The sequence below is a fragment of the Snodgrassella sp. CFCC 13594 genome, from assembly GCF_001590725.1.
Lineage (GTDB): Bacteria > Pseudomonadota > Gammaproteobacteria > Burkholderiales > Neisseriaceae > Snodgrassella.
The window spans coordinates 1-25,096 of record NZ_LQXR01000008.1; the positions used below are offsets into that span (position 1 = coordinate 1).

The 25,096-nt window shown below is 49.9% G+C and carries 35 protein-coding genes and 2 pseudogenes; 1 reads left to right on the top strand and 36 read right to left on the bottom strand.

The features are described from left to right. From A2F46_RS06070 to terL, 23 genes and pseudogenes are all read right to left on the bottom strand, one after another. Nucleotides 1–368 (bottom strand): annotated as a pseudogene (locus A2F46_RS06070) (hypothetical protein); the annotation flags it as partial. After that, nucleotides 369–935 (bottom strand): YmfQ family protein, encoded by a 567-nt coding sequence (locus A2F46_RS06075; RefSeq protein ID WP_066568026.1) that lies wholly within the window; start codon nt 933–935, stop codon nt 369–371. Next, a complete protein-coding gene (locus A2F46_RS06080) occupies nt 935–1,987 on the bottom strand; it encodes a baseplate J/gp47 family protein (RefSeq protein ID WP_066568029.1) in 1,053 nt (350 codons plus the stop codon). Before A2F46_RS06080 ends, A2F46_RS06075 begins: the two co-directional genes overlap by 1 nt. A 13-nt stretch (nt 1,988–2,000) precedes the next feature. Further along, nucleotides 2,001–2,351, bottom strand: a complete 351-nt coding sequence (locus A2F46_RS06085) for a phage GP46 family protein (RefSeq protein WP_066568297.1) — start codon at nt 2,349–2,351, stop codon at nt 2,001–2,003. Nucleotides 2,352–2,461: 110 nt separating this feature from the next. Then, entirely contained in the window at nt 2,462–3,094 is a 633-nt protein-coding gene (locus A2F46_RS06090; protein WP_082783602.1) for a phage baseplate assembly protein V, read from the bottom strand. Continuing rightward, nucleotides 3,091–4,248, bottom strand: a complete 1,158-nt coding sequence (locus tag A2F46_RS06095) for a phage baseplate assembly protein (protein ID WP_066568033.1) — start codon at nt 4,246–4,248, stop codon at nt 3,091–3,093. The genes A2F46_RS06090 and A2F46_RS06095 overlap by 4 nt, the downstream gene beginning before the upstream one ends. Continuing rightward, the gene (locus tag A2F46_RS06100) at nt 4,238–5,560 is read right to left on the bottom strand and encodes a DNA circularization protein (protein ID WP_066568035.1); all 1,323 of its coding nucleotides are present in this window, start codon (nt 5,558–5,560) and stop codon (nt 4,238–4,240) included. The genes A2F46_RS06095 and A2F46_RS06100 overlap by 11 nt, the downstream gene beginning before the upstream one ends. Further along, nucleotides 5,557–7,740 carry a phage tail tape measure protein gene (locus A2F46_RS06105; RefSeq protein ID WP_231867729.1) on the bottom strand — a complete coding sequence of 728 codons (2,184 nt, stop codon included), beginning with the start codon at nt 7,738–7,740 and terminating at the stop codon, nt 5,557–5,559. The genes A2F46_RS06100 and A2F46_RS06105 overlap by 4 nt, the downstream gene beginning before the upstream one ends. Nucleotides 7,741–7,845: 105 nt before the next feature. Next, on the bottom strand, nt 7,846–8,412 hold the full coding sequence (locus A2F46_RS06110; protein ID WP_156471577.1) for a hypothetical protein: 567 nt from the start codon (nt 8,410–8,412) through the stop codon (nt 7,846–7,848). A 268-nt stretch (nt 8,413–8,680) separates the two neighbouring features. Beyond that, complete coding sequence (locus A2F46_RS06115) at nt 8,681–9,055, bottom strand: hypothetical protein (protein ID WP_066568040.1); 375 nt, start codon at nt 9,053–9,055, stop codon at nt 8,681–8,683. Further along, nucleotides 9,052–9,429 carry a phage tail protein gene (locus A2F46_RS06120; protein ID WP_066568041.1) on the bottom strand — a complete coding sequence of 126 codons (378 nt, stop codon included), beginning with the start codon at nt 9,427–9,429 and terminating at the stop codon, nt 9,052–9,054. Before A2F46_RS06120 ends, A2F46_RS06115 begins: the two co-directional genes overlap by 4 nt. 57 nt (nt 9,430–9,486) lie before the next feature. Further along, a complete protein-coding gene (locus A2F46_RS06125) occupies nt 9,487–10,899 on the bottom strand; it encodes a phage tail sheath subtilisin-like domain-containing protein (protein ID WP_066568042.1) in 1,413 nt (470 codons plus the stop codon). Beyond that, on the bottom strand, nt 10,899–11,087 hold the full coding sequence (locus tag A2F46_RS06130; protein WP_066568049.1) for a DUF2635 domain-containing protein: 189 nt from the start codon (nt 11,085–11,087) through the stop codon (nt 10,899–10,901). Before A2F46_RS06130 ends, A2F46_RS06125 begins: the two co-directional genes overlap by 1 nt. Continuing rightward, nucleotides 11,084–11,683 carry a phage protein Gp37 gene (locus tag A2F46_RS06135; RefSeq protein ID WP_156471578.1) on the bottom strand — a complete coding sequence of 200 codons (600 nt, stop codon included), beginning with the start codon at nt 11,681–11,683 and terminating at the stop codon, nt 11,084–11,086. The genes A2F46_RS06130 and A2F46_RS06135 overlap by 4 nt, the downstream gene beginning before the upstream one ends. A gap of 45 nt (nt 11,684–11,728) precedes the next feature. Further along, entirely contained in the window at nt 11,729–12,148 is a 420-nt protein-coding gene (locus tag A2F46_RS06140; protein ID WP_066568051.1) for a gp436 family protein, read from the bottom strand. Next, nucleotides 12,145–12,510 (bottom strand): hypothetical protein, encoded by a 366-nt coding sequence (locus A2F46_RS06145; protein WP_066568053.1) that lies wholly within the window; start codon nt 12,508–12,510, stop codon nt 12,145–12,147. The genes A2F46_RS06140 and A2F46_RS06145 overlap by 4 nt, the downstream gene beginning before the upstream one ends. A 40-nt stretch (nt 12,511–12,550) precedes the next feature. Beyond that, entirely contained in the window at nt 12,551–13,462 is a 912-nt protein-coding gene (locus A2F46_RS06150) for a Mu-like prophage major head subunit gpT family protein (protein ID WP_066568055.1), read from the bottom strand. After that, nucleotides 13,462–14,553, bottom strand: coding sequence for a phage protease (locus A2F46_RS06155; protein ID WP_066568057.1), 1,092 nt, complete (start codon nt 14,551–14,553; stop codon nt 13,462–13,464). The genes A2F46_RS06150 and A2F46_RS06155 overlap by 1 nt, the downstream gene beginning before the upstream one ends. 244 nt (nt 14,554–14,797) lie before the next feature. Next, the gene (locus tag A2F46_RS06160) at nt 14,798–15,220 is read right to left on the bottom strand and encodes a phage virion morphogenesis protein (protein ID WP_066568058.1); all 423 of its coding nucleotides are present in this window, start codon (nt 15,218–15,220) and stop codon (nt 14,798–14,800) included. An 89-nt stretch (nt 15,221–15,309) separates the two neighbouring features. Continuing rightward, nucleotides 15,310–16,608, bottom strand: coding sequence for a phage minor head protein (locus A2F46_RS06165; protein WP_066568061.1), 1,299 nt, complete (start codon nt 16,606–16,608; stop codon nt 15,310–15,312). Then, nucleotides 16,595–17,631, bottom strand: a pseudogene (locus A2F46_RS13420) (DUF935 family protein). Before A2F46_RS13420 ends, A2F46_RS06165 begins: the two are co-directional and overlap by 14 nt. Next, nucleotides 17,568–18,197 carry a DUF935 family protein gene (locus A2F46_RS13240; protein WP_255358753.1) on the bottom strand — a complete coding sequence of 210 codons (630 nt, stop codon included), beginning with the start codon at nt 18,195–18,197 and terminating at the stop codon, nt 17,568–17,570. The pseudogene A2F46_RS13420 and the gene A2F46_RS13240 overlap by 64 nt, the downstream one beginning before the upstream one ends. A gap of 5 nt (nt 18,198–18,202) precedes the next feature. Continuing rightward, nucleotides 18,203–19,819 (bottom strand): phage terminase large subunit, encoded by a 1,617-nt coding sequence (gene terL / locus A2F46_RS06175; RefSeq protein ID WP_066568064.1) that lies wholly within the window; start codon nt 19,817–19,819, stop codon nt 18,203–18,205. Between the two features lie 16 nt (nt 19,820–19,835). Between terL and A2F46_RS06180 the strand changes: the two genes are divergently transcribed. Then, the gene (locus A2F46_RS06180; RefSeq protein WP_066568067.1) at nt 19,836–20,330 is read left to right on the top strand and encodes a hypothetical protein; all 495 of its coding nucleotides are present in this window, start codon (nt 19,836–19,838) and stop codon (nt 20,328–20,330) included. Here the strand turns inward: A2F46_RS06180 and A2F46_RS06185 are convergent. The 13 genes from A2F46_RS06185 to A2F46_RS06240 form a co-directional block, all read right to left on the bottom strand. Beyond that, entirely contained in the window at nt 20,327–20,827 is a 501-nt protein-coding gene (locus A2F46_RS06185) for a DUF1804 family protein (protein WP_066568070.1), read from the bottom strand. The two genes, A2F46_RS06180 and A2F46_RS06185, sit on opposite strands and share 4 nt — an antisense overlap. 1 nt (nt 20,828) lies before the next feature. Continuing rightward, nucleotides 20,829–21,047, bottom strand: a complete 219-nt coding sequence (locus tag A2F46_RS06190; protein WP_066568072.1) for a hypothetical protein — start codon at nt 21,045–21,047, stop codon at nt 20,829–20,831. Further along, entirely contained in the window at nt 21,047–21,319 is a 273-nt protein-coding gene (locus A2F46_RS06195) for a hypothetical protein (RefSeq protein WP_066568073.1), read from the bottom strand. The genes A2F46_RS06190 and A2F46_RS06195 overlap by 1 nt, the downstream gene beginning before the upstream one ends. Next, on the bottom strand, nt 21,316–21,660 hold the full coding sequence (locus A2F46_RS06200) for a hypothetical protein (protein WP_066568075.1): 345 nt from the start codon (nt 21,658–21,660) through the stop codon (nt 21,316–21,318). Before A2F46_RS06200 ends, A2F46_RS06195 begins: the two co-directional genes overlap by 4 nt. Then, entirely contained in the window at nt 21,657–21,827 is a 171-nt protein-coding gene (locus tag A2F46_RS12515) for a hypothetical protein (protein ID WP_197457583.1), read from the bottom strand. Before A2F46_RS12515 ends, A2F46_RS06200 begins: the two co-directional genes overlap by 4 nt. A gap of 19 nt (nt 21,828–21,846) precedes the next feature. Then, nucleotides 21,847–22,260, bottom strand: coding sequence for a hypothetical protein (locus A2F46_RS06205; protein ID WP_156471579.1), 414 nt, complete (start codon nt 22,258–22,260; stop codon nt 21,847–21,849). Next, nucleotides 22,250–22,486 (bottom strand): hypothetical protein, encoded by a 237-nt coding sequence (locus tag A2F46_RS06210; RefSeq protein WP_231867732.1) that lies wholly within the window; start codon nt 22,484–22,486, stop codon nt 22,250–22,252. Before A2F46_RS06210 ends, A2F46_RS06205 begins: the two co-directional genes overlap by 11 nt. Nucleotides 22,487–22,488: 2 nt before the next feature. Continuing rightward, nucleotides 22,489–23,022, bottom strand: a complete 534-nt coding sequence (locus A2F46_RS06215; RefSeq protein WP_066568079.1) for an N-acetylmuramoyl-L-alanine amidase — start codon at nt 23,020–23,022, stop codon at nt 22,489–22,491. Nucleotides 23,023–23,108: 86 nt separating this feature from the next. After that, entirely contained in the window at nt 23,109–23,540 is a 432-nt protein-coding gene (locus A2F46_RS06220; RefSeq protein ID WP_066568082.1) for a Mor transcription activator family protein, read from the bottom strand. A 3-nt stretch (nt 23,541–23,543) separates the two neighbouring features. Continuing rightward, complete coding sequence (locus A2F46_RS06225; protein ID WP_066568085.1) at nt 23,544–23,954, bottom strand: gp16 family protein; 411 nt, start codon at nt 23,952–23,954, stop codon at nt 23,544–23,546. Between the two features lie 144 nt (nt 23,955–24,098). Continuing rightward, on the bottom strand, nt 24,099–24,377 hold the full coding sequence (locus A2F46_RS06230; protein WP_066568091.1) for an HU family DNA-binding protein: 279 nt from the start codon (nt 24,375–24,377) through the stop codon (nt 24,099–24,101). 53 nt (nt 24,378–24,430) lie between these two features. After that, complete coding sequence (locus tag A2F46_RS06235; protein ID WP_066568094.1) at nt 24,431–24,622, bottom strand: hypothetical protein; 192 nt, start codon at nt 24,620–24,622, stop codon at nt 24,431–24,433. Nucleotides 24,623–24,624: 2 nt separating this feature from the next. Then, nucleotides 24,625–25,095: a hypothetical protein gene (locus A2F46_RS06240; RefSeq protein ID WP_066568097.1), complete on the bottom strand. Its 471-nt coding sequence runs from the start codon at nt 25,093–25,095 to the stop codon at nt 24,625–24,627. Between the last annotated feature and the right edge of the window lies 1 nt (nt 25,096).

Below are 25,096 nucleotides of genomic sequence, written 5' to 3' on the forward strand. Positions count from 1 at the left end.
GCGGTTTGCATTGCAAAATATTGTATTGCACCCGGCAATAGTATTGAGCCTGCAACCATGGACGCAAGCACTTTGCCTTGTGCTGCGGACAATGCATTTAAGGCATCGTCTGATGTTAAGCTATTAATTACTTTTAAAATGCCGGCTTTATCACTTGTTGCGGCTGGTACATTCTTAGCTACAATATCTTTGATGGCCGTAAGAACCTGATTTTGTTTTGCTTCGACAGGTTCAATACCTGCATCTTGTAAAATCGCAATCAATTCAGCTTGTATTTGATTAAGATACCAGGCAGGCAAAATGGTACCCAGCTCAGTAATACCGTCGCCGTCGTGAAATAACTTATCCTGTGTTTTTATCGGATACATTTATTTGCCCTCATAAGTAAATCTAATATCTGTAAAAGCTGGTTTTAAATTTCTAAACATTGTTTCAATGACTGCATCACCATAGTCTGTCAATCTGTCGCCTGCAGCTGATACGCCAGCTCGAAAGTAAGCGGCCTGACTGTTTGCATTATTAACATTCACCCACCACACCCACATGATGTCCTCACGTGCGAGCCGGTCACCGGCGCGATTAACGCCAGCGCGAAACGGCTGTGGTTCTGTTATCGTTATGCTGTAGCCAATGGATGCTGCGAGCTGCTTAAAATACGGGATACTTAATCCGCCAATTTCGTTTAACTTTGCAAGCACAGCTTGGATGCGTTGCTGTGCGTTTAGACCAACGCTGCTCAAGCCGAACTCTTGTTCCCATCGCAAAATATAGTTGCCTGATGTTCTTGGGTTAATAACACCTAAAATTCGGCTTGCACTTGACTGCACACCATCCAAGCAATTGCCGTCGATTTCTGCTGCGGTTCTAATGCCTGATGCAGTGCGGTTATAAGAAACCGGTGGCAAAAGTCGAAGTAATGTATCGGAATAACCCATTACATCGACTCAATTATCACGTTGCCAAGCATGAACCATTCAATCTTGCTTTCCATGTCAGCATCCATGTTGCCAGCGGGCATGGTCATGCTGCGGTCAATCACACCAGTGACATCACTAATCACGGCCTCCAACTGCGAAGCAATGATGCCGTCACCAGGCTGAATGGCCGAGAAATACTCTTGCAAGGCTGCCTGAATATCAGCAGTGGCGCTGGCCAAGGTGGTACCGGACAATTTAACGGCGGCATGAATGTTGACCAGCGTTACGTCTGGCTTAATGACCAAGCTATTTTTAGCCGTAACCGGGCGCACAGAATCGATGTAGGCTTGAGTGGCGGCCACAATCTCATCACTCGGCACATTGCCCGCGCTGGTAATGACAATATCAACCGTACCCAAGCCGCGCCGCAGTGGGTACACATAGGCACTGGACACACCATCAACACTCAATGCCCAGTTTTTGTAATCGTATTTATTGCCGCCCGCGGCGGGGCGACGCAAAAGCTCAAGCAAACGGGAAAGCAACGCCGCATCTGTTTCTTGGTCTGTGCCGCCCACGGCTTCAATCAGTATCAAATCAGTGGCTACGCCGTTGGGCGCAGCCATGAATTGCGCCGATTGGTTGGTTTGGTTGTAAACGGCTCCGGCCGCAGTGGCAATGATGTCTACCGTTGCAGTGCCCGTCGCGTCCATCGTGGCATCGGTTTGCGTGGTATAGAACACATCACCGCACTTGATTTGTGCACCGGCGGTAATGACGGAACCGGCCACACCGCTGGCCGTGGCGGTGCCGCTGGCATAGGTCGCATTTTTGCGGCGAATGCCACGCAGGTTACAGTGGCGCTCTAAATATGCAGTATCTGCCGTATCAGGGAAAAACTGACGCAATACCCATGCTTGATGTGCGTATTGCCCAACAGCGCAACTGGCGAGCACACTTGCGCGAATGTAGTTGTCACTGTCTGTGCTGGTATCGGCGTTTGGCTGCAATGACACCAAATCACGCAAAATCGCGCTGCGAATTTCTTCAAATGTCGGGATTTGGCTCATGATTAAACCTTATTTAAATCACTTTTACAGGGTGTTCATAGCTGTATTTTTCACCAGCTGCTGTATCAATTTGGATGTGTAAATACAAATAGCCGTTATGCGGTTGCGTTTCTGTGATCGTTATCTCGCTCGCACGTCCGTCATCGACAATCGGCTGCAAGGCCTCTTGTGCATATTGACGAGCCAACATGCCAACACGGGTTAAATCTTTTTCACGCTGGATTAAGTGAAGCAATGAACCCAGCGCTGGGTCTGCCCAATAATCGCCCAAAGGTGTCATCAAGCGGATGTACACCGCATTTTGCAGGTTATCCAAGGTGCTGCCGGTGTAATCGCCGGTGCTGGGGTCAAGTGCTCTGTCCATGTGCCCATTATGCCGCTGCCAATTGGGCAGTAGCATAGGAAGCGCTTCAGTGGGTGCAGATATAAAAAGAGGCAGCACTGGGCTGCCTGAAATGGGTTAACTGATTTAAATTAGACTGGCTTGCCTACCCCCGCGACATGGTCATGACCATGCAAGCTGATACCACTAGCAGTGACATCGCCATCTGTGGTGTAGCTACCGCCGCTTTGAGCAATGTTGCCGTTGAAACTGGCCCCACTACCGCCTTGAATAGCCAGCCCGCCATTGCCATTGATTTGGCCAGCCGCTGTAACTTCCTGTGTGCAATTAACATTGGGCGCATCAATATCAACACCGCTGGGCGCTTTGATATTCAATTTTTCACAGTCAATATCAATGATGCGTCCTTTCTTCAGCGTAATTGAGGCGCCATCTTGGTTGTATACAGACACTTCACCAGATGCCAACGATTTAACGCGATAGCTGCCGTTTTCTGTGGCCACAATAATGCCATGGCTGGTAGCACCGCCCAGCGGGATCACAACCACTTCAGTGCCAGGTGGGGGGTTACTGGTGAAACCGAATTGCTGCATGTGTTCGATGTCTTGCAGTGTTTCGTCAGCCAGCCCAGATACCTGGGCACGTTGCACGTTCTCGCCGCTGTTCACCAGTGTCAACTTCCCACGGAACGCCTGGCGGATGGCATCGCTCGCATCATTCACAACAGCCTTGGTTTTTTTGGCCAACTTGGCAATGGGGTTCATATCGTCGCTAACTCCGTTGGTGCCTTTTTGGATTTACTGGTTTTCGCTTTGTTGGTCACGCCTTTTTTCTTGCCTTTCCGCTTACGGGCTTTCTCTGATTTTTCAGCGTAGGCATCAGGCACCCACACACCATCTTCTTTAAGTCGCAATTCGGTGGTGGTGCCATCGTAACGACTGAGCATAAAGCGCCGACCCATGAGAAAGAAAATCGCGTCGATACCTTCTTCTTCATCGATGACATGCACCCGTTGACCAGGCTGCCACAACACACCATCTTGGGTTTTGTGGTCAGGCACAGTAATCGTCAGCGTAAAGCCGTCTAGCTTCCAATCCGACAACATTTTTTTGGCCTGCTTTTGCAATGCATCTAAATTTTCAGCATCGCTCACCACCACGGTTTTCGGTTTATGCAATGTCATAGTGGGGTCTTTATAAACCCACTTTAAATCGTGTTTACTGCTATTGCCAGCCCGCCCATGGCTTTGCCCAAGAAAGGTCACTTCTGAAAAACGGCTCTCGGTATCGTGCTCAACCTGAATGCTCTGAATGTTGTGACGTGTGTCTGTGCGACTGTGGCAGAGTGTAGCCACTGGCTTGCTTGAATAATCAGGGCCACCAATCACCAACGTGCCGTTGGGCTCAAACCAAGGATGTAAACCCACGCTATTGGCTACCTTAGTCAGCGCCTGCCAGACGGTTTCGCCTGGCTCGATGTCAATCTTGTCCAGTGTGGGGTTCTTCTCTGATTTCAACACCACGCTTTTGATTTGTGTCCAGCCTGCGGCCAGTTTTTTAGCAGCGGCCAATACCGTCATACCCTTGACGTTAATTTGAGGGGCGGAGCAATCCACAAGCAGCCCAGCCAGATCGCGGCCAGAGAGTGTGATTTGACGATTCCCTTTGCTGACTGTTTTAACCTGATTGCCGATAATGCCCGTCATGACCACCTGGTCATTAATAACAACTTCACACTGATCACCGCTGTAATCTTCAACCGATGTTTGTGCCATGGCCAAACCAGTCTCAAAATTGAATGCATCGGCCGGAATCAGAAAGTCACTGTCGATGTCATAGCTTTGCCAATCCTTGTGCTCCTTGCCGCCAATGCGCACCACCACAGTATTGCCGTATGGGTATGGGGTTTTATTTGACATAGTAGTTCATCCAGTCGCCGCGGCTGATAAAGCTAGGGTGGGTCAAGTGCGGGTTGAGCCGCATCAATTCTTCAGTACGACCAATATCAGCATAAAAGGCATGCGCAAACTGGTGAATGGTGCCGTCAAACTCGGCTTGCCGCACACGCAGCGGTGGCTTTTGTGCAATCAGCGCCAACACCAAGGCATTGAATTGAGATGCTGATTGACGCAAGAGTTCAATCGTCTGATTGGTACTGGTATACAGAGCAGTAGCCTGCGGGCTCTTGGCAGCTTCGGCCAGCGTGTAGGTTGCACGCAAAGCATCAATTTGTGTCTGGATACGATTTCGCAGGTTATTATTAACGTGCATCAATTCAGTGGCGGTGATGGTGTCACTGTCATTTTCAATTAGCTCAACCGAAATTCTGATTAATATCCCAATATTAATCAGCGCCAACAGTTGTGCAATCGGCTGCATTTGCCGCTCTGTAACTTTGTGAATTCGGCGCGTGGCCACATCACTGCTGTCACCTTGCCCCGTCAAAATACTGGATGGCAATGCAGTAATTTCGGTCACCTTATCCGCAGTGGCGTCATAGCGCTGGCGAGCACCGAGCACGCTCTCGCCCTGGGCTGCCTCAGCACTCAGCCCAACATCCAACATCGTGGCCAGCTGAGCGGCTTGTGACGCGCTAGCAGTACTGAATGCTGATGTTGAATAGCTCCCACCATCGGGATATTTTGTGCTGTCTAAATCAAAAGCATTGCGTACCGCTGCAACCACGCCTTTTAACCCAGACCACAAACCCAAAGCACTGCCCCAAATCGCCGAAACACCATTTTTAACGGCGATGGCCAAATCAACATACTCAAGCACTTGGTCAATGTAGCCGTTGAGTGTATCCAAAATGTCTTCTAATTTGGCCAGCCATGCATTTTCAAACACAAATATCGGCTGGGCCTCGGTGGCTTCCCGAAAAGTAATATCCAGCGCCACATAATTGACCATATCTGCTTCGGTGTGAAATGACCATGACGAAGCAATCATGTTCTGCATGCGCCCGAAAAACGGATGCACAAGCACGCCAGCGCCTTGCTCTTCGAGCGCATTCATCAGCGCCACCATTTTGGCATCAAAGCCCAAGCCGTAATACACGGCCGATACTTGGCATTGACGCCCCTGTGTGCCCATATCCTCCAAATCAATGCCGTTCACAAACGGCCGCGCGTGCTCTGCCAATGCTTTTTCGTTGCGATCATCAACCGACAGCACATCAAATGCGGTGCCTTTATAGGATGCGGGTTGCAAATTGTTGTACCACATGCTCATTGCGCACCTCCGCGATTAAACATTGAGTACTGCTGGCGCGAAACTTGTTCGGCAACCACTCGGCCATCGAGGGTTACGCTGATGTTGTTTTGAATGGTTTGCTGCTGGCTGGCCAGCGTGCCATTGATGCGATCAAGCTGGCCGCCCAATGTGGCGGTATTAGTCTGCATGGCTGCCTGAAAATCGGCGGTTTGTTTTATGAACATCGGCTGCATTTTTTCAACCGGCAATTGAGGAGGCTGTCCAGTCGCAGCTTTACCTGCTTGGCCACCGCCTAGGGCTTGCTGCTGTTGCTGGCGACGGATGGCTTCTGCTGATAATGGAGGACGCACTTGCGGGTTTTGCATGCGCATTTTGCGCATCCGCTCATCTTCACCGGCATTTAAACTCTCTGAGTGAAAGAGTAGGCCAGCACCAAAGCCACCCATGCCCAATTTAGGGGAGTTGAGTAAAAACCGGCCACCGCCGCCCAACATCCGACCACCCCATTTAAGTAAACCTCCCACTTTTGAGGCTCCGCCTTTCAATACTTGGCCAGCTGTAGATGCACCACCTTTTAATATTCCGCCCACTGCACCTTTACCACCGCCCATTAATGCCATGAGCCCCAACGCACCACTCGCCGCGGTTGCTGCCGCAGCAAGAGCTGTTAAAGCCAATGTTGCATTGGGGAATTCAGCTGTAAATGCGGTCCATTTCGACTGTAAATTATTTAATGGATCGGTGGTATCGGAACGACCAAGCATGGCCAAAGATGTGTCTCTTTCTTGCTTAAAGAGATCATCGCGACTTTTTACATCAATATTTTTTTTAACTAAACTGTCTGCTGGCTTTAGCTCCAATAAACCTTGAATATATTCTTGCATTTGCTTGGAATCTACTGCAGCATTTAAACCTGCTTTTGCTTGAATGTCCGGCAGCAATGATGACAGCACAAAACCTTTCATAATATTCATTTGATTTGCTGCTGTTTTGTCTCCGCCGTCTGCTTTAAGTTTGAGGCTTTGATATTCTTTATCACGAGCCAGCATGGTATCAGCCAAGCGTGCCAGCACTTCCACCGCATTTTCACCGTTGCCAGCGCCTTTCAAAACCGATCCCTGCCAATCTATACCCTTTCCCGGTTCGGTAGGGTGAGCCATTTTTTTAAGTCGTTTTGTTGTGTCAGCAGATAACGTTTTTTCTAATAAATTTCTGATGTTATTGGCAGCTTCGCTATTTGAGCCAGCTTTATTAGATGAGGACTGCAGCATAGAAAGAAGATAATCAAATCCTTGCATGCCGCTCAAGCCTGATGATTTTGCGGCAGGCAGCAATGCTGGCAATTCTCGTACCATATCTGCAATTTCAAAATTACCCTGCATGCCTGACTTCATTGCGTGCTCAAACGCTTGCCCTAAATCTGCATTTTTAAACCCATAATCCGACAAAACTTTCATGAGTTTTGCAGTATCTTCGGGATTATATTGTCCTGGTCTTTCTGCAGATGCAATCATGGCTTTGTAAGATTCTCGCGAGCTACTTTTTGCTTCGTTGAAACTCATGCCGTTTGCCATCATGCTGTTAATTAAATCCAGTCCTACATCGGCATTGCCACCATTTTCCCTGACCAATTGTGTGACCAAATCCTTAATTTGCTTCTTGCCCTTAGTTGCAATCCAGTCGGCGGATTTTGTGTTGTCTTCACCAAATGCCTGCCACGCCACTTGAGTGACATTGGCTTGTAATTGTTTTTGGTCATCCATTGCGGGCTTGAGAACAGCGCCAGCCGCTGCCGTGGCTGCAATGGCCGCGCCACCGATCTGCATGCCTTTTTGCAGTTTTGATGAGCGCCCGAGCTCTTCATTTAATTCTCGAATGCGAAGACGGGATGCTTTAGCCGCGCGTTGTAATTCATTTTGTGATGCCTTACCACTGCGGGACAATGCGGTGTAGGCTTGTTGGGTGCGCAGAATCTCCCTTTGAATATCCCTTTCAGAACGGACGCCCAACCGGGCGCGCGCGGCGCTGGCTTGCCTGTTTTCTCGCTCAGTGCGGCGGATGATATTTTCTTGTGCGCGACCGGCTTTCTCACTTTCTTGCACAGCTGCTGTCGCAGTGCGTTTGATATTGTCTTCCATTTGCTTCAACGCACGGCTAACCCCAGCCTCCTTGGCTGCCAGCGTTAGTAGCAATTTCATATTTCCACCAGCCATAAAAATAGCCTTTAAACGGTCAATAACACATGGTTAATTGTCGCTTAAAGGCTGTCCACAGAGGATGGGAAGTGTTTCAGTGGTACCGTTTTATTTTGCTTTTAACCCCACCCCCACAACATTACTATTTTTCTCAGAGGCTACATGATAAATATTATCTTCAAAATTAAATTCACTCGAATGCTCCCCATTATCTTTGGCTTGTGCGATAGTTCCAGTAATGCTTCCAAATAGCTCTCGCCAGAGCTCACTTCGCTCAGCGTCTGGTTTGTTTAAATATGGAGAAACCATGATTTGAATCGAGGCCAGCATTTTATTCACATTTTCGTTGGTATTATCGCTTTTAATATACCCAGATGCCAAAGTCAGAACCTGTTTTGACTCATTCATATCAATGGAGGTAAAACCGTATTTCGTTTCAATATCAAGTTTATAGCCGCATTCATTTTTAACTACATTTTTATTTATCACTTCTGCCGATAAACCTGCTTTTTTCAAACCCTCTCCCATGTTTGCCAATAAATCATCAACATTAATCCCTATGGGCTTCTGACAGTTTGCTACCGCAACAGATGATGCTTCATTAGATTCTTGCTGCTTTTCGGCCCCACATGCAGCGAGCATAGATGCAATTAACAAGACTAATATGTTTCTCATTACAACTCCCCTAATTAAGTAAAACAAAGCCCCATCACACGATGAGGCTTTTAGTTTAACTGAGGATATTAAGTCTCGGTAGCGGCAGATTTCTCACTGGGCTTTTTCCGTCTTTGAGAAATAACAACCCCTTCGTCACTGATGCCGAGACTCTCAAACACAGTTTCTAGCCATGCAGACAATTCGGCGTGACACATTTCGGCAATTGCAGTTGGCATAATCATCGACTTAGCCATAATCACACATGCTTGCCGGTAGTTTTTGTGTGCTACTTGGTAATTTGGCCGCTGGGGCCGCTTTTTTCTGATGTGTTTACATGGCCAGCGGCTGGAGACTTTACCCGCAAACACTCAATACTATCTAAGATTGCTTGGTAATCCTCAGATGCCAAATTATCCATTAGAAAGGAGATTGATAAAGCCTCAGCTGGAATACCGGGAACTGTCAATTGTTGCGTCCAATAAGCCAGTGTCTCTACGATGGTTTGTCGCACCTCGGATGATCCCGCTGGCTCGGCTACCTGTTCCAATGCATCCATAGCAGCCAACTCACCACCAATAGTGAGCGGCCGAACAGAATAATCACAGTAAATTTTGCCTTGGTATTCCAAGCCGAATGTAAATTGACCAGTTACACGCATCATTCAATCACCTTATCCAACGCAAACATTTCAATATCAATGCGAGCCTCGTTATCGACTTCATACTGTTCCGAACATTCGGAGCTAGTGCAGCCGATGTAGCTGATTCGAGCATCTTCCTTATTGATCGGGAAAATCGTAATCTTCGCATTGGTAATGTTGTCCCAGTCGATTTTGGTGTCGTCGATCGGAATGGCCGCAGTCAGGCTCAATTTGTATTCAGTCACGCCGTCTGCGTAACCGCGCACTTTGCCACGACGGTTCATCGTTTTAACTGGCTTGCGACCGGTGGTGGTACTTGGCTTGATGCTGATAATCTCAACTTCAGTGCCGTTTACTTCCATAATCACCGCGCCCGCATAAATAGCGTCACTCATGTTGTGTCCTTTCGTGTTATCCAAGATAACCCGGCATGGCTATCTTGGCTTCATGGGTTACAGATACAGGTCAATCCGGGCCGCAAAAACATGCAAGCCGTTAACCACATCGGCAGGGATGATGGCATCCAACCGGTTTACATCCGAGCCATTGCGCTGTACCACCAGCAAGTTTTTGTTGGCCATCACTTCTTCCAGAATTTCTGCATCTTCACATTTAAGCAGCACATCCAGAATTTCAGACTTCACCCTGCGCGGCGTTTTGCTGGATAGCTTGTCGCGAGGGAAACGCAAGGCAATGCGCTGGTCCACTGCATCGCGTACATAATCCAGCGTGCGGATGGTGGTGATGTCGAGCAATGCTGGGTCATCGGTGCCGGTGGCGTTGGTGGTGTAAGTGGACACGGCACGCATGATTTGCACTTTGTTTGACTTTACTTCCAGCGGCGTTAAACCGTTGTATAAAGCACTGTTAAACTCAGCGTAAAGAGGCCAATCTGAATCTGGTGTTACGGTTAGCCCTTTGACTTCAAGGGTATTCAACGGCTTTGCTGGGTCTTCTTCATAAGCCAAAACGGCAGCGTAGCCTGCAGCAATAACCGCATTGCCCTCGATGGCTTTTTTGTACCACGCCACCGTAATGCGACCATCATTCAACTTGCCCGCAAAAGTCGTGCCGGTGGCCAAGGTGCCACGCCAGCCCATGACGCCGATACAACCACGCTTTTCAATGGCGTTGGATACTGCCTCAATGTGATCTGATAACTTGGCTGCATTCGCATCATCGGTAAATGCACTGCATATCACCTGATAGCGTTTACCAGCCACCACATCCAGTGCTGGGCCAATATCGCCGTTTACATCTCCGCTGGCAAAAGCAGTTACAGCAAAAGAAATGTCGCTGGCGGTACAGGTGGCGCTCACGCTGATTTCATTGCCAATAGCACCTTTGTTCTTGGCTGTTAATGCCAGCGTTCCGGCCGCACCGGCGGCGGTAACCTGCGTGTCAGGCACGTTAACCACTGTGCGCAGTCGGGTAGCAATGTCAGCCGCTGTGTCGCCACTGGAGATTGAGGTTTGGTAAGCAGTACCACCAATGGTCACTGTGGCCACGCCGACACTTGTTGCGGTGCCCGTGAATGTAACGCTGCCTGTTGCGGCGACCCCAGCCTCTGCATCGGCAACGCCAATTACTGTCAAATCCAAATAAGCGTTATTGGTAAATGCCTGCGTCACACATCGATGCGCCCACGAACCAGAGCCAAATAAATCAGCAGCATCAGCGTCACTGAATAACTGCACGGGTTCTAGCGCCGCTTGTTTACCCGCTGACAACATTGGCGCCACCAGCAACATCTTTTGTGGATTCTGTGGCAAGCCGCGAACCGCATTGCGGGTGTTAAATTCAATATAACGGCCCGGCACACGGATGCTGCTCGGGATTGTGTCAAAAGAAACTTGATTAGCCATTATTTGGCTCCTTTTGTCTTGGTGGCGGCTTCGGCCTCGGTGACATCAACGACCAGGCATAAATCACCATCTGCGAGCAAGCGGCGGTAATACACCGTATCCGACACTTCCACCAGTTTGTCTTCAATATAGTCATGCACGCGTTTTTCCAGCGGTACGCGCAAACCATCTGCGGCTTTTACTTTCATGGCTGCTCCTCGTTAAGTCGTAGCTCGCTGTGTACTTGCGCGCCTAACTTATCATCAAAAATCAAAGAATCCATCCGCAAAAATTCAGGGTATGGGTCGGACAATTCGCCCTGGTATTGCGTGAATACATAATCAGGATTGGCCTTATCTGTCGTTTCTTCTGGGAAGCGACCACTTTCCAGTGCTGTGAAATTCCAAGTTGCTTCAAATTCAATAGCCACAACACTCAACGCACCGTTTTGAACCACGGCATTATTCAAAATCGTGCGCACTTTTTTGGGTACCAAACCAAAGCTGTTGAGCTTTTCATCCAGCCGTTGGCCAGATAACAATCGCAAAACAGCAAATATCAAATCATTGCTGCCCACTTCGCGCTTGTCTAAACCGCCTTGGCGGCCTGCAAGCTCACTGCGCAGGCTGCGGCTGGCGGCCATCACCACCATCGTGGCAGTCTGCTCATACAGCTGCTTAGATGTGGATTTGGTGTCAATCTTGGCACCGCCATAGGTCACCCAACAGCAGGGCACTTGCTTGATTGCATTGGCCCAGTTTTCATTGTCCAGCTCACCGCCGTAGCTTTTGACCTGGCGAACCAATTTGCCTAGCCTTTGGCCAAACGATCCACGATGGCGGTTTCAATATCAGTTATCACGTGCAAACACCCGGTTTTTGTTGTTCACAAATTGCACCGTATCGCCGCTGGCCACTTGGTCGCCATCCGCCTCAATACCCAAAGTAACATCGCCTTTGGCCAAACCTTCGAGCAGCTTCAGAACATCAATTTTGTAGCGCCGTTCGATTTCTTCGGTGATGCTTACCCCGTTAGTGGCACATAAGCGATAGCGGGCAATATCGCAGCATAAGCGGGTGAGGATGGGCGGGACTTCAACAAACGGCAGCGGATAGCGACCCAGATAACCATTGATTTCTGCCGTAGCGTCGGCAAGAGCCACTTCAGCAACGTCATGGTCAATTTGATTGTCTTGGTTACGGTCGGTGATTTGCATCACTTCCAATTCACCGAACCGAGCAACCATATCCGCTACCGTTGCATAATTCATTGCGTAGCATCCTGGGCTGCACGCAAGGTCACGCCGCGCACTTCAAGCTGTGGGTCTGCCGCGATGCGTGTCCAATCGCGTTCATTCAACAACTCGGAGCGGTTGAGCACGCGCCACTCTTGCCCAAATTGCAGCCCGCCGCGCCAAAATGAGCCACCGCTACGGGTACGCACGGCCATCACTTCGGCTTCGTGAATGTTGGCTGGGTAGCCATCTTCAATAATTTCCTCGGTGGCCACTGGCTCCGGCGGTTCATTTTCAGCCGCATCCTTGATTTCGGCGGCGGCTTTTGCTTCTGCAGCGGCTTGCTTTTCTGCCGCTATGCGTGCGCGTTTTTCAGCAGCGGTTTCGGCTTTTGCCATTCTCGTCTCCTGTGGGCGGCTCCCGCCGCCCGGTCAATGGTTAGGCCAGCTGCGGCTCAACATGCAATTCCAAGCGACCGGCCCAGATGTTGGTGGTGCCGTCTTGAATGGTTTGCTCCAAAATTTTGCGTGCGTCTTCTTCCAAAGCAGGCGGCACAATCAACTTGGTTGGATTGATTTTGAGCGTCTTGCCACCATCGGCTTTGATGGTTTTCATCTTCGCCACCACCGCGGCCAAATTTTCTTTTGTAAGTGCCGTTTTTTCAGCCATATGCGCCAGTTGCCACAAGCCAAATCCAGCGTTACCGCGCGCCCGAATGCCGTACAAATAGGCATCTTCCATGAACACCTTGTCCGATTTTGAAGGGTCAAACTTGGTTTCAAATTCCGGTGCAGTACGTTCTTGCCATACCATCGGCTTCAGCACGTTGCTGTCGTCAATGATGTACCAAGTTGGCGCATCAGCAGCGGCACCTGTAGTCAAATTTGACTGCATGGTGGCCACGCCGCTGCCATCGACATTCGGATAAAGCGGGTGGTCGGTATCAAAGAAATTTTGGCCGTCATAACCCAGCGTAGATTTACCAGATGGCAACATGCCCCACACCAAATCGTCAGGCAACTCAGCGGCGGCTACGCCAGCTTGCTGCATCACAGGTCGGTAAATACCGACTTGGTCGTCTTCAATATCCGTACGGGCGATGCTCACCGTTGATTCATACAGCTTGTTGGTGATAGACATCGCTTCTTTGCCAAGCTTTTGAATCTGTCGCTCGCCGACCCATTCACGCATCTGTGGGAATGCAGACAACCAGGCATAAGTGTTGACGGCCGTCGTTGACGGAATTTTCATGGCGATAACCGACCAGCTTGGGTCGCGATGCTTTAAGCCAGCGGCGAATTCCTTGCGGAATGCGATGGTTAATGCTTCCAAAATAGCGGTTTTATTCATTATTTCTGCTCCAGTACTTGAGTTCGATATTCGACGTCAGACATGCCGAGCATTTTTGCGGCCGCAGTTTGCTCTGCAGTCAGTGCCACTGTTTTGTCACCTGCGGGCGGCTGCGTGGCAGTCTGCGTACCGCCCAAAGCTGCTACTGGTGTCACTGTGCCCAGATAAGCAGTCAACTGAGCCAAGCCGCCTTCGGTTTTGGCCAAGCCAGCCGCCCAATCTTTTTGGGCCGGTAGCAACTTACCCGAGGCCAAGGCATCGGCAATGACGGTGCTGGCCTTATCGCCATTGATTTGCGCGCTCAACGCTGCAATTTGGGTCTGCAAATCTTTCATAACTTCTACCGACACAAACTTAGCTGGGTCGGGCTGCTTGCCACCATCGGCTGTCAAAGCAGCAATTTTGGTATCACGGGTTTGCAATTCATCAAACACAGCAGACAACGCAACGGGTTGCTGCTTTTGTTTTTCAATCAGCGCCGATAACGCTGCTTTCATCTCATCTTCAGTTGCTTCGGGTGTTTGAAACACCTGGCGCAACAAAGCTACTAAGTCCATTGGGTTTTCCTTCTGGTTGGGTGGGGTTAAAAACTGTGCGCTGGCAGCGGCCAATATTTCGTCCATGCCATCCAGTGCGGGGAAATTGGTTAATGCCGCGTGATACAGCTTGCGCACATAGCCTTGGGTGTCATATGCAAAAACCGCGCTGATATAACGATATTCACGAGCCGCAATCATCTGCGCCGCTTTGTCCGTCCAGTTGGCATCAGCAAACAATCCTTGCGGCGTGAACTCAAAATAATTCATCCATCCTGCCGCCGGTGCCGGTTGTCCGTTGGTTTCTTTGTTGAGCGTTTGGTGCTCATAATCAATGACCAAATCGTTTTGCGCCGCATTAGCCAGCTTGGCCACATCATGGCCGTTTTCTTCAGTCAGGAACCAAGCGGGTACATCAGTTGGCCGACTGTCCGTAGCTGAGCGAAACTCGCCATAAGGCAAAAGCTGGACGCGTGATGATTTTGGCGCGCCTTCTCCGATTGTCTGAATTTCAAATGTAAGTGCCGCGAGGGCCAATTGTTTTTTGCGTGGCATCGGTGGTTTTCCTGTCGATGCTGGCATTTTTACGCAGACCATTTGGCCGCATAGAGTGGAAGAGCTTCAGTGGGATGTTGGCCCACAAACTGAGATTGTGTGATTTGTAATGAGCGCACCAGTTTATAAATCGCGCACAGGGTATTTAAAGGGTGTTTAAAACCCGTTATTTCTTGTTTTACGCATGATGGCCGCTAAAACATAAAAAAACGCCACAGCGGGCGTTTATGTCGATTTAAGATAATCAATGCATAATGCTTTGGAAATACTTTTGTACATCATCCAAAATGTCGGCCTCGTCCTGGGGCGTGATCATCATAAATGGGCGCGCAGGTATGGTAACTGATCGCCCGCGACCAGCCTGGCCGCCGAAGTTGTGAATTGCTGCATAAATACTATTGGTGCCGACAACTGCGCTGCCATTGTCTGAATACTCACTGATGCTACCGCGCAGGCGGCCAGTGTCGGTGAGCGGCTTGCCCACCCGGTATTTCAACCCGAGCCATGCAGGCCGCCCGCCAGCATCAAAGTTTTGCATCACGGCGCTGTACATCGTGCCTGAAATATTGCGCATCAGCGGTGACAGGTTGGTTACCCCATCAATCAACCGCTCAATTTGGGCCAATACTTCGTTTTCATTACTGATTTTGATTTCAATGTATGCCATGTTATGATGCTCCTATGGCCACTGGAAAAGCGGTGAATCTGCCTACCGCAGCCTTGCTTTGCATGAGCGTGTGTAGGATAGCGGCAGACCTACCCAGTGGCCTTTACTGTTTCTTGCTTTTCCAGCAGCCGTTTCAATTCATCTTTACCCGCGTATCTGTAAGACTGCACATATATTTCATCCGCTTTGCCAACATATTTAATCACCGCCAACAGCATGTGCTTGTCTGCTTTCTTCAACAGTGAAAAGACAGAACCGCTTTTGAAAATGTAATCCGGTTCAGCAATCACATCCGGCAATAAGCCATAAACCGCTGCATCAAAATTCTGTCCGGTTCGGCTATCCACTTGCTTAATCAATGTATCGTCTGATAGCCACGCCGTAGCGCGGCCAACACCCATCGCCTTTTGATTTTCATGTGACAGCACGCCTGCAGCAAATTTCAGTTGCCGTGATAGCGTATTGCGTATGCTAATTCGCTCGAATGAGGTTGGCTTACCATCCACGCCCAAACGATTTTTGACTTGTTCAAACTCGTTTTGAAGCTGCTTTAAACCCGCTTTAAACTCGGGTCCCGTCATGTCGGCCTTGGCAAACACCTGGGCCAGTGTGTGATCGTAGCGATCTAAATCGGGGCGGTAGTTCATGCGCCCGGCATTGTAATCAAAGCCGCGGTCTGTGGTCACAACAGTGCCATCCGGTGCTTTGTATGCCTTGGTTGGGTAGGTATCGCCCCGCTTGTTGTAAATCTTGTTGGTCTCAATAAAATTGCTTTCAGTACTTTCGCCGACAATCAAGCCTCGCCTGGTGACATCGCGTTCGGCCAAGGCAGTGACAGAGCAGCGGCAGTTGTAGCCGTTAGGCGGATAAAACGTCGCCCAAAATGGGTCATCGTAGCGATACACCAAGCCAGACATAGCCAAGTGGGACGGACGTGTGCGCGAATCGCCGACCGCGTTGTATTGCCAATACGGGCGATTGTCGATGTTGCCCATGTAGGTTTGGTATTGCCCGGCGCTAAAAGCGCTCTGCATATTGGTGCGGTACAAGGTTTCTAATCGCCTTGGTGCGCCATACACTTCGCCGCTTTTTGGGTCGATGATTTCTTTGCCGCCATTGCCGTCTGGATGAAGCCAGCCTGCAGTCTGCATGTGGTTCAGTAATTCTTTTTTGAATGTCGAAAACGGCGTGCCTTCGGCTGCAGACTTCACCATCGCGTCTTTAATGCTTTGCAGCATGTCTAAGTCAGTAATGCGCGATACCGTAACCACTTTTGCCAATTCACTGGCTGTGAGCTCACGATAACTTTGTGTAGTCACGCCTTTGGCTTTCAACCAATCTATGGCCTTGGTCGGCGGCAAATCCAGCGCAAAACTAAGCTTGGGCATCGGCTTGCCCCAGTAAATCAGCCAGATACAGCGCCTTTTGCATATAGCCTTGTAACTCTTTATTGTCCATCGTCGGGAACAGTGCAGTTAAAGCCGTGCTCGCTTCCTCATAGCTGTCACAGCCCATGACGGCAGCTGTGGCCTGTTTTAAAACAGGGTTTAATTGGGCATTAAAATCCGGTACCAACATGCCTTCATCCACCACACCATCTAACAACTGCTGTGGTGTTTGTCGCGCGCCAGTGTTTGCTGACAGCGCTGCAGTTTTACTACCAGTGCAACAAGAGCAGCTTGGCATGCGTCCAGTCAAGGCTGCTTGGGCCGTTGGGGCTGCGGTGGCCAAAAGCTGCTCGCCGTCTTGCGCATCGGGAATGGCCAGTTTTTCACGCGCCCAAGGCTCCGGTATCTGTACGCCCACATCCACCAATTTCGGCAGCGCGTCAGCAAATTGTGCTAAGTCGGCAACCTCGCGGGTATCAAATTCAAATGATGGCACACGGCGTGGATCAACCCCGGGGAAGTTCACCATCAAATACGGCAGGATAATTTGCTTGGTGATGGTTTGTGCCAGGCGCTTGCATCCGACACCATCAAATCGCGGCGTACTTCGTTGTGTACTTGACCCAGAGCATTGGTGCTTGATTTGCCATCAGCGCCACTGGTGAGCGTTTGGCCAAGTATCAATCGCGCCGCCGATTTCTCGCACCAATCTATCATGGTCATAAACGGATTATTGGTGCTGCTGGTGCCGCTCGCCGCCTGAATAATTTCAATCTCCATCCCATCAGGCATAATGCCCGCCGCGTTGTGTCCAATTTCCGCCACCGCGCGCAGCAACGTGGTTTTGTCTTTTTCAGTGGCACCAGCGCCGTATTTACCAATCCGAATGGGCATGCCGTAGAGCTCTAAAAACTCGGCAAAATCACTGGATGAATAATGCTTAAACATATACAGCCAAGCTAGTGTACGAAATAAACCATTTCGCGCCGCTTGCACGCTGCGGCTTTTGTGCTTGTGCACCACCCAGCCCAGTGGCCACAATGTTTCGCCCTGTTGGTTATCTGGCGTTTTGAGTAATAGCCATCTTCTTTATCCCAACGGAACCACGCTTGCGGGCGGTGGGTAAATGACACCGGCAAGTGCAAGCCGTTGACCATTTCCCATTCAATCTCAATCGGGGCAAAGCCATGGCCAACTGAATCCATCATGTCGAGCAGTAAATCTTCAAAGCCATCAATGCCATCAATCAGCTCGTCTGCGGCTTCAGCCAGCTTATCTTCAGCGGGTGTTGGGTTACGTGGCGGGGCAATGCGGTAATCCAAAGTCAATATTGCATTCTTGCGCGTGGCCACAGCAGAACCAATGGCACTGTCTCGCTCTTCAATGTCCATATACAGCTCATGCTGCGCCGTGATGTCGCCATTCTCCGCATCATCAAACAGGCTTTTCAACTTAGATGGTGTGATGCTGTTCGACGGGTGGTCACTTAAAACGCGGGTGACTTCAGTAATGCGTGCCGCCGATGTTTGCAAATCGGCAGGCAGCGCTACCTTTTCAACCTTGCTTTTGTCTTTCTTTTTCTTGGCCATGTGGGTTATCTCCATTTACTGCGCATATCAGAAAAATCATCATCGTGAACGCTTTGCCATTCGATCGGTGCGCTACCGGTTGTGGCCAACATCCACAGCATTTGTAGCGCATCGGGGCCGTCGTCGTGGTCGGCCATAGGGAAGTGACGAAGCTGGTCTATCAGCGTGACTTGACCTGGATGCAGACGAATCAGGCCGTTGGCCATGTGCGGCTGTAGGGCTTCAATTCGCAGCATTTTGTCTGTAATCGGCTTGATGCCGCGTGCCGGTACCGGAATACCCATCGCTGCCGAACGCTTTACTAATTCAGTCTTGAGAAATTCTTGAAACTGCACTGTTTCCACAGCCCACACCAAGCAGCGATACTCGCGTTGCAATTCAATCACGTCTGAAATGATGCGGTCAGGTAGGCGCTTTTTAATCAACGCTTCAACTACATCGAGCACGCCTGTGCTGCGATTAAAACCACCCACCAACAGTGCAGACGGGTCGCGAGCATTGCCCGCTTTGCCGAGGCTCGGGTCGCAAGCGCCGTAAAATACCCATTCATTTAACCGATTTACCCAAAATTGAATGGCATTGGCAAAGGGCGCAGCATCGCCCGCCAGTGGGTCGTTTTGATACTCTGAATCAAAAGCCAAGTGGCCGTTTTTAGCGCGGATAATCATCAACGCCAACACGCCACGCGCAGCCCAACTGGTGACAGCACCGGCCAGCATCTCGGTTTTATTGGTTTCATAAAAAGCGGTGGCTACTTCTTTGCCTTCGTTGCGGTGCAGCTCTTCCCAGCGGTCCCACAGCACCATATTGTCTGGCCACCGGATCATGGCTTTGAAGCGTGCCGTGTGCCAATACTCATTCTTGAGCGTGCGGCTCAATACACTGTCGTAGTGCAAAATCGTGCCGATATAGACCACATCGTACTTTTGGCCAACACCACCCAAAGGCATGATGGTTTTGGTCAGCCAACCCTGCAGCTTGTCGCGTTGCTCTGGATTGCGCACCTGGTCGTCATTCTCAATATCATCCAACACCGTCAAATCAGGACGATATGGGCCATGGCGCAAGCCGCGCAGCTTTTTTCCTGAACCGGCTACTTGAACCTTGATGTCATTGGCGGTCACGATCGTACCGGCTTGCCACACCCGTCCACCGCCAGTCACTTCGGCAAAATCAGTGCTTAAACGCGGGTTAAACTCCAGCTCGGCTTTAATCGCTTCGAGCATCGGATAAGCCTGGTCAATGCTGTCCATTACAATCACAATGTAGTGCTTCTGCTGGGTCACAATGCACCACAGCGTAAACAGCTGCGTCACCATCGTTGATTTGGCTTCACCACGCGGCGCGGCAATGGCTTCATTCTCGCCATCCTTGCTGCTGACAATTTCAGGCAGCCTGGTGTATAAATAGCGGTGTAGTTCCGAGCGCTCTGAGCTTTTGATGTAATGTGGGAAATAGGTGTTCACAAAGAATTCATACCCGTGCACTGGGTCGAACACCTTCGCGCGACGCTCGGCCACCGCTGCCGGTTCTGGGTCGAAACCCACAACCTCGGCTTCAATCATGCGACGCAGATTTGCAGCGATTTCGGCTAGGTTTTTTTGAAATTCTTTGTTTTTCATTTTTTATGGTGTCCCAATGTATATTGATCGTAAATTACAGCTTAAACTCTTGCAAAATTTAACAGATGAATTTCCCGAATGCCCTGCTCAATCTTTCTATGATGAGCAAGTTAAAGAACATGGGGAAAAGCAGGTTGTTGGTAATCTTTTATATTTAGATGAACATGGACTTATTTCACTCAAGCAATCCCAATGCTATGGGGAAAGCATGCCATCAGCAATTTGGGCGCTAACTAAGCCCACAGCAAAAGGCATTGATTTTCTAGCCGATGATGGCGGCTTATCGGCTATTCTCGGGATTGTCACGGTTAAGCTGCACTCTGACACCATCAAAGATTTGCTAACTGCCAAAATCGATGCCTCCGATTTACCCTCTGAAGAAAAAGAACACTACAAATCTTCGCTTTCGACCATTAAAGATTCTGCATTAACCAGAATCACTGAGCTTGCCATTGAAAACGCTCCGTGGGCGGTTATGCTCGGAGTCATAAAGACTGCAATAAGCAGCTAACCAAACCGCTTCTGAATCTCCGCCCCAAACGGCTGCAGCATTTCAACAAATGCTTGCAGATGCTTGGGGTATTTTTGTTGCACAAACTTACCCAGCATATCCAGCACTTCAATAGCAGTGGCCAGCTGACTGGTTTCAGGCAACACCTTGCGGCTCGCGGCAGTGGTTTTGGTAAACGCATCAGCCAAGCTGGTCAGCATCTCCACTTTTGTCATTGCGGGCAGCTCTTCATCTGCATTGATTTTTTCCATTGTTGCCTGGTACTGCACCAAAAATCCGGTCAAGATCGAACGACTCAATTCCTCAAGCCCACCGCCAGCGATGGTGTGTGCCGCGCGCACTTTGTCCCAATCATCGCCCAGCTGTTTGTCCGCTTCTTTCCAGCGCCGCGCAGTGCCAATGGCCACACTGGCCATCACCGCCGCCATTTCCAGCGGCTGCTGTTCAAACACATAGAGGCGCCGTACTTTTTCGCGGGTTTCTTTCGGGTGCGCCATATCAGCCACCAAACTTCACGCGCAGCAGCTCAATCGCCGTGGTCACCAGACCACCAGCCAGCCCGCCAGCGGCCGCGCCGTTTACCAATGCTGTGCGCTTACAGTCTTTGTGAATCTGATCGAGGCGTTCATTGACCACTGTTTGGTTTTCAATAATCGTGTCTTGTTTTTGCTCAATGCGGTTTAATTGAGCCAATAATGGGTCATTTGTCATGGTCATTATTTGTCTGCTTTCTTATCCAATTTTTCTGATACTTCTTTTAAGTCAGCGCGAATTTCTTTGAGTAGACCAGTAATTTGCTCATTCTCACGGCGCGCATCATCCCGGCTTTGGTAAGCTAGCCGCACGTTATTGATGTCCTGACGCAACTCTTTGCATTCTTCGCTGCTCTGGCTAATGCGTTTTGAAATGGAATTTACCCAAGCCCACAGCGCGCTGGTGAGTAAACCAAAGACAGCACTAAAGGCCACTTCAAAGCTGATTGCGTTCATTCGTCACCTCCAAACACGACGCGGCACTGAAGCCAGTCTTTTTTCGGGTCGGCCACCACCAGCGCTTGGCCATCTTGCTCAACATCAAATGCGGCGCTTAAATGCTGTTCAATGGCTTGTTTCTGGTGTGGCAATGCAATCCAGCCAGCTTGCAGCACAAACGTCACATCAAAATGCCTGTCCATGCGCATGTGGTGCACCCAGCTCGTGCGCGTCAGCTTTTCAGCCACCGCTGCAATAAAGCTTTCCTGCTCATCCATTTTGCGCAAGCCATATTCAATATCCATGTGCTTTTGTGCCAAAATCATGTTGGCTAATTCACGATACGATTTCGCACTCATTTAGCACCACCCGTGGCCCAGCTCCTCCACGCCTTATTTTGGTTTTCCAATTCGCCGACATACACGCCAAAATCTGCCGCATGCTCTAAGATGGTCTTGGTATCGCCTGCAGCCGGTGCAGCTGGGCGCACGGGTGCTACCAGCAAAGCACCTGGCGGGGTTGGCATCGTGGGCACTTCAACGGTTTTAATAACCGAGGGCGCGCTTGTATTGCTGCAAGCCGTTAGCGCCAAAGCCATCAATGCACTGGCTATCAGCTTTGTCTTTTGCAATCGCATCACTAATCCCTTTCTTGGTTTCTGCCGCACGCTCGCGGGTTTGGTTGTTTGCCGTAGCCAGCTCTTGATCGGCCTGTGCCGCGCGGGTTTGCCATGCCGCGGCAGCTTCGTTGGCTTTAGCCAGTGTCTGGTTGTATTCAGCCTGCGCGGCAACAGCTTGCTGTGCATACTGTTGCTTGAGCGCCGACAACTCAGCCTGAATACTTTCTTTGCCCGATTGATACCCACTAAAATAAAGGGCAATGGCTGCAACAACCGCTACAATCAACTGCCAGTATTGGCGTGCAAAAGCCGATAAAACCGTTAAGAAATTAAGCATCATTGGTTTCCTTTTCTTGCTGTTTTGCTGCAATCCAGCGCCGCGCCACTGCATAACCGCCCACCAAGCCCAAATACGCAATCCACACCTCATAAGGCGGCGCAGGCTCAACCACAAATTTATAAGTGCCCGTGGCAGCGGCCACATTGGCCCAAAGCTTTGAGTGGCTGATTGCGCCGGTGCCGGGGTTTGTAATCAAGCCCAGCGGCCATTTGAGTATAGTTTTGATACTCACTCGGCCACCTCCGCCAGCACCCCAGCTACCGCTTTGGCCACCAGCCATTTTTTGTCATGCCACACCACCAACTCAGCATCATTACTGATAAAAAACAGCTCAAGAATGATGCCACCATTGCGCACGTAACCCAGCCGATGGTGCTGGCCTGCGTTTTCCGGTTGCCAACCTTTATCGCCACGCAACGGGCTGCCGGTCACATCAGCCACGGCTTTGCATAATTTTTGGCACAACAGTTTGTCTTTGCTTTGCGCCAAGGCTTCAACCCCGCGCGCGGTCTTATTTGCTGCGGCATTGCAGTGAAATTCGACAGCAACAGCGCTACCTGCTATCAGCTTGATGGCTTTATTCAAATCCAGATTGCCTTTGCCTTCGCCATCTGTGCGCGTATAGATGTTTTTTTGTGCGAGATAATGGGCCACCATATTGCGCATATCAGCTGCAATATCAGCCTCGCGGTTGGCGCCATTGACTGCGCCGGGGTCGGTATTGCTATGCCCGGCGGTGATGGTGATGATTTTGGTGCTCATAAAAAAATCCCAGTGATGGTTTACTGGGATTCAGTTTGCCGCGCAGGCGGGGTTTAACTAGAGTAGAAGCGCTTCAGTGGGTCGGGTTAAAACAAATCCCGCTGGTGGGTAACCGGATCGGTGTGGCTGCGAATGATGTCATAAGCGGTTCTGTCGCTGATATTGTATTTCGGGCATAAAGTCTGAATCGCCATAACCCCGCTGGCACCGTCCAGCTCGGTCATGCGCAGGTAATCGTTTTTAAAACGAGCATTTCGCAGCAAGCGCAGCGCTTTTTCACAACGCGGAATATAGTCCCGGCTGCCGCGGAATACAGACAGCAACTGGTGGGTTTTCTGCTCCCCAATTGCTCGGTATAAAATGCGCAGGCGCTCTGTTTCACGTATGCCCACACCGAACGCAAACGATGTGCCGCCAATCGCCTTGACCAGCGCCTCGGTCGCTGGAAAGCCAATAATCTCGGCAATGTCGCACACAATTGCGGGCAAGTGCTGTTTGGCCAATTCCAATTCAGTCATGGATCAATCCTTTCGGCGGTTGGCATAAATCTGCAAAGCGGCAATCAATTTGTGCATGTGCTCATCATTTAGCCATTGCACGCGATCAACGCGGAACATTTTGCGTGCCATGCCGTGTGCGTAATTCCACGGCAATTTGTTATCGGCGAGCAAAGCGCCGACCTTTCGCAGCATTGGGTCTGCCGAGGTACGCGCACTCGGGCGTTTGTGTTTGGTGGGTGATGTTGGTGTGAAGCCTTGGCTGCGCATGGCTGCCAGTACTGATTCGAGCTGGCCAACATCCATTTCAGTGCAAGATCGGTGCCCGGTTACGCGTTCAAGCAGCGCGCGATAAGTCGCGTCATCAAGCCCAAGTTGCGTTTGGCCAATTTTGATTTTTGCGATCAGCCCGCGGCGATTTTGAGAAGTTGCCATTTTTAACCCAGTGATGTATTTGTTTTATTTGGGTAAATTATCAATCAAAATAAATGCCATGTAATTCGCCAACGGAGTAAGTCGTGCGTATTTTTTACACAAAAAAAGCCCCGCATATAGCGGGGCTGTCTGAAATATCGCTTTTTAATCGGCGTTTAAAGCCTCTTTTAATGCTTTGGCTTGTTTGAATTTTGCAGCGCGGCTGGCGGCAATCTCCAAGGCTTCGCCGGTTTTTGGGTTGCGGCCAGTGCGAGCCGCGCGTTCTCCCAAGCTGAATGTACCGAATCCCGGCAGAGTGATGGTTTCGCCCTGGACCAACACGCCCGCGATATTATCAGTAATCGCAGTCAAAGCAGCATCTGCTTGGGTTTTAGTGATACCGGCTTTTTCAGCAACAGCGGCAATTAGTTCAGATTTGTTCATGTGGTACTCCAAAAAAGTTGGGGATTATAGCGGCAAACCCTGCCGCTGTGGGGTTAACACAAAGTGGTTTTTTCGGCATCTCTGCCGGTCGCTCGTTTATACCTATCATCAATAAATTTAAGTGCAAAAAAAGCGAGTTCTTGTGCTTTTGTGGGCTTTTCGTCTTCAGCTGTCGGGCCAGCGCCGCCAACTTTCACAAATACGCCGTTGTCTATGTCAATCAATTCTATGGTTACGCGGGCCATATCTAACCTCCAAAAGTGGGATAAAGGCACTCCCACCTATAATTTTCAAACGTGATTTCTTCAGCCTTGATTACCACGCCATTGATAATCTCAACATCAAGATTGAATTCCATACCGCTCTCAAAGCCGAAGAATTTAAAATTAATTTCATATTTTGCAGATAACCTTTTAAAGCCCTCGATGTCAAATACCCAAGCGCAATCGATTTTGTTAATCATTACGATGATAGAGTCATTATCTTCATCAAGCTCTATAAGCTCTGGCTGGCATTGAGCAAAGCAGCGCTGTGCGCCTTTCAGGCAGCCATCAGACAGGATGTACCCAGCCTGCGCGGGCACGTCTTTCTTTGTAACAATCAAATCGTTATACTCACCAATAGCATAGCTATACCCAGCAATACATTCGTTCATGTATTTCAAGACATTTTCTTTTTTACCGCGTATTTTCAGCGGACCTGTGCAGTAATTCGGCATA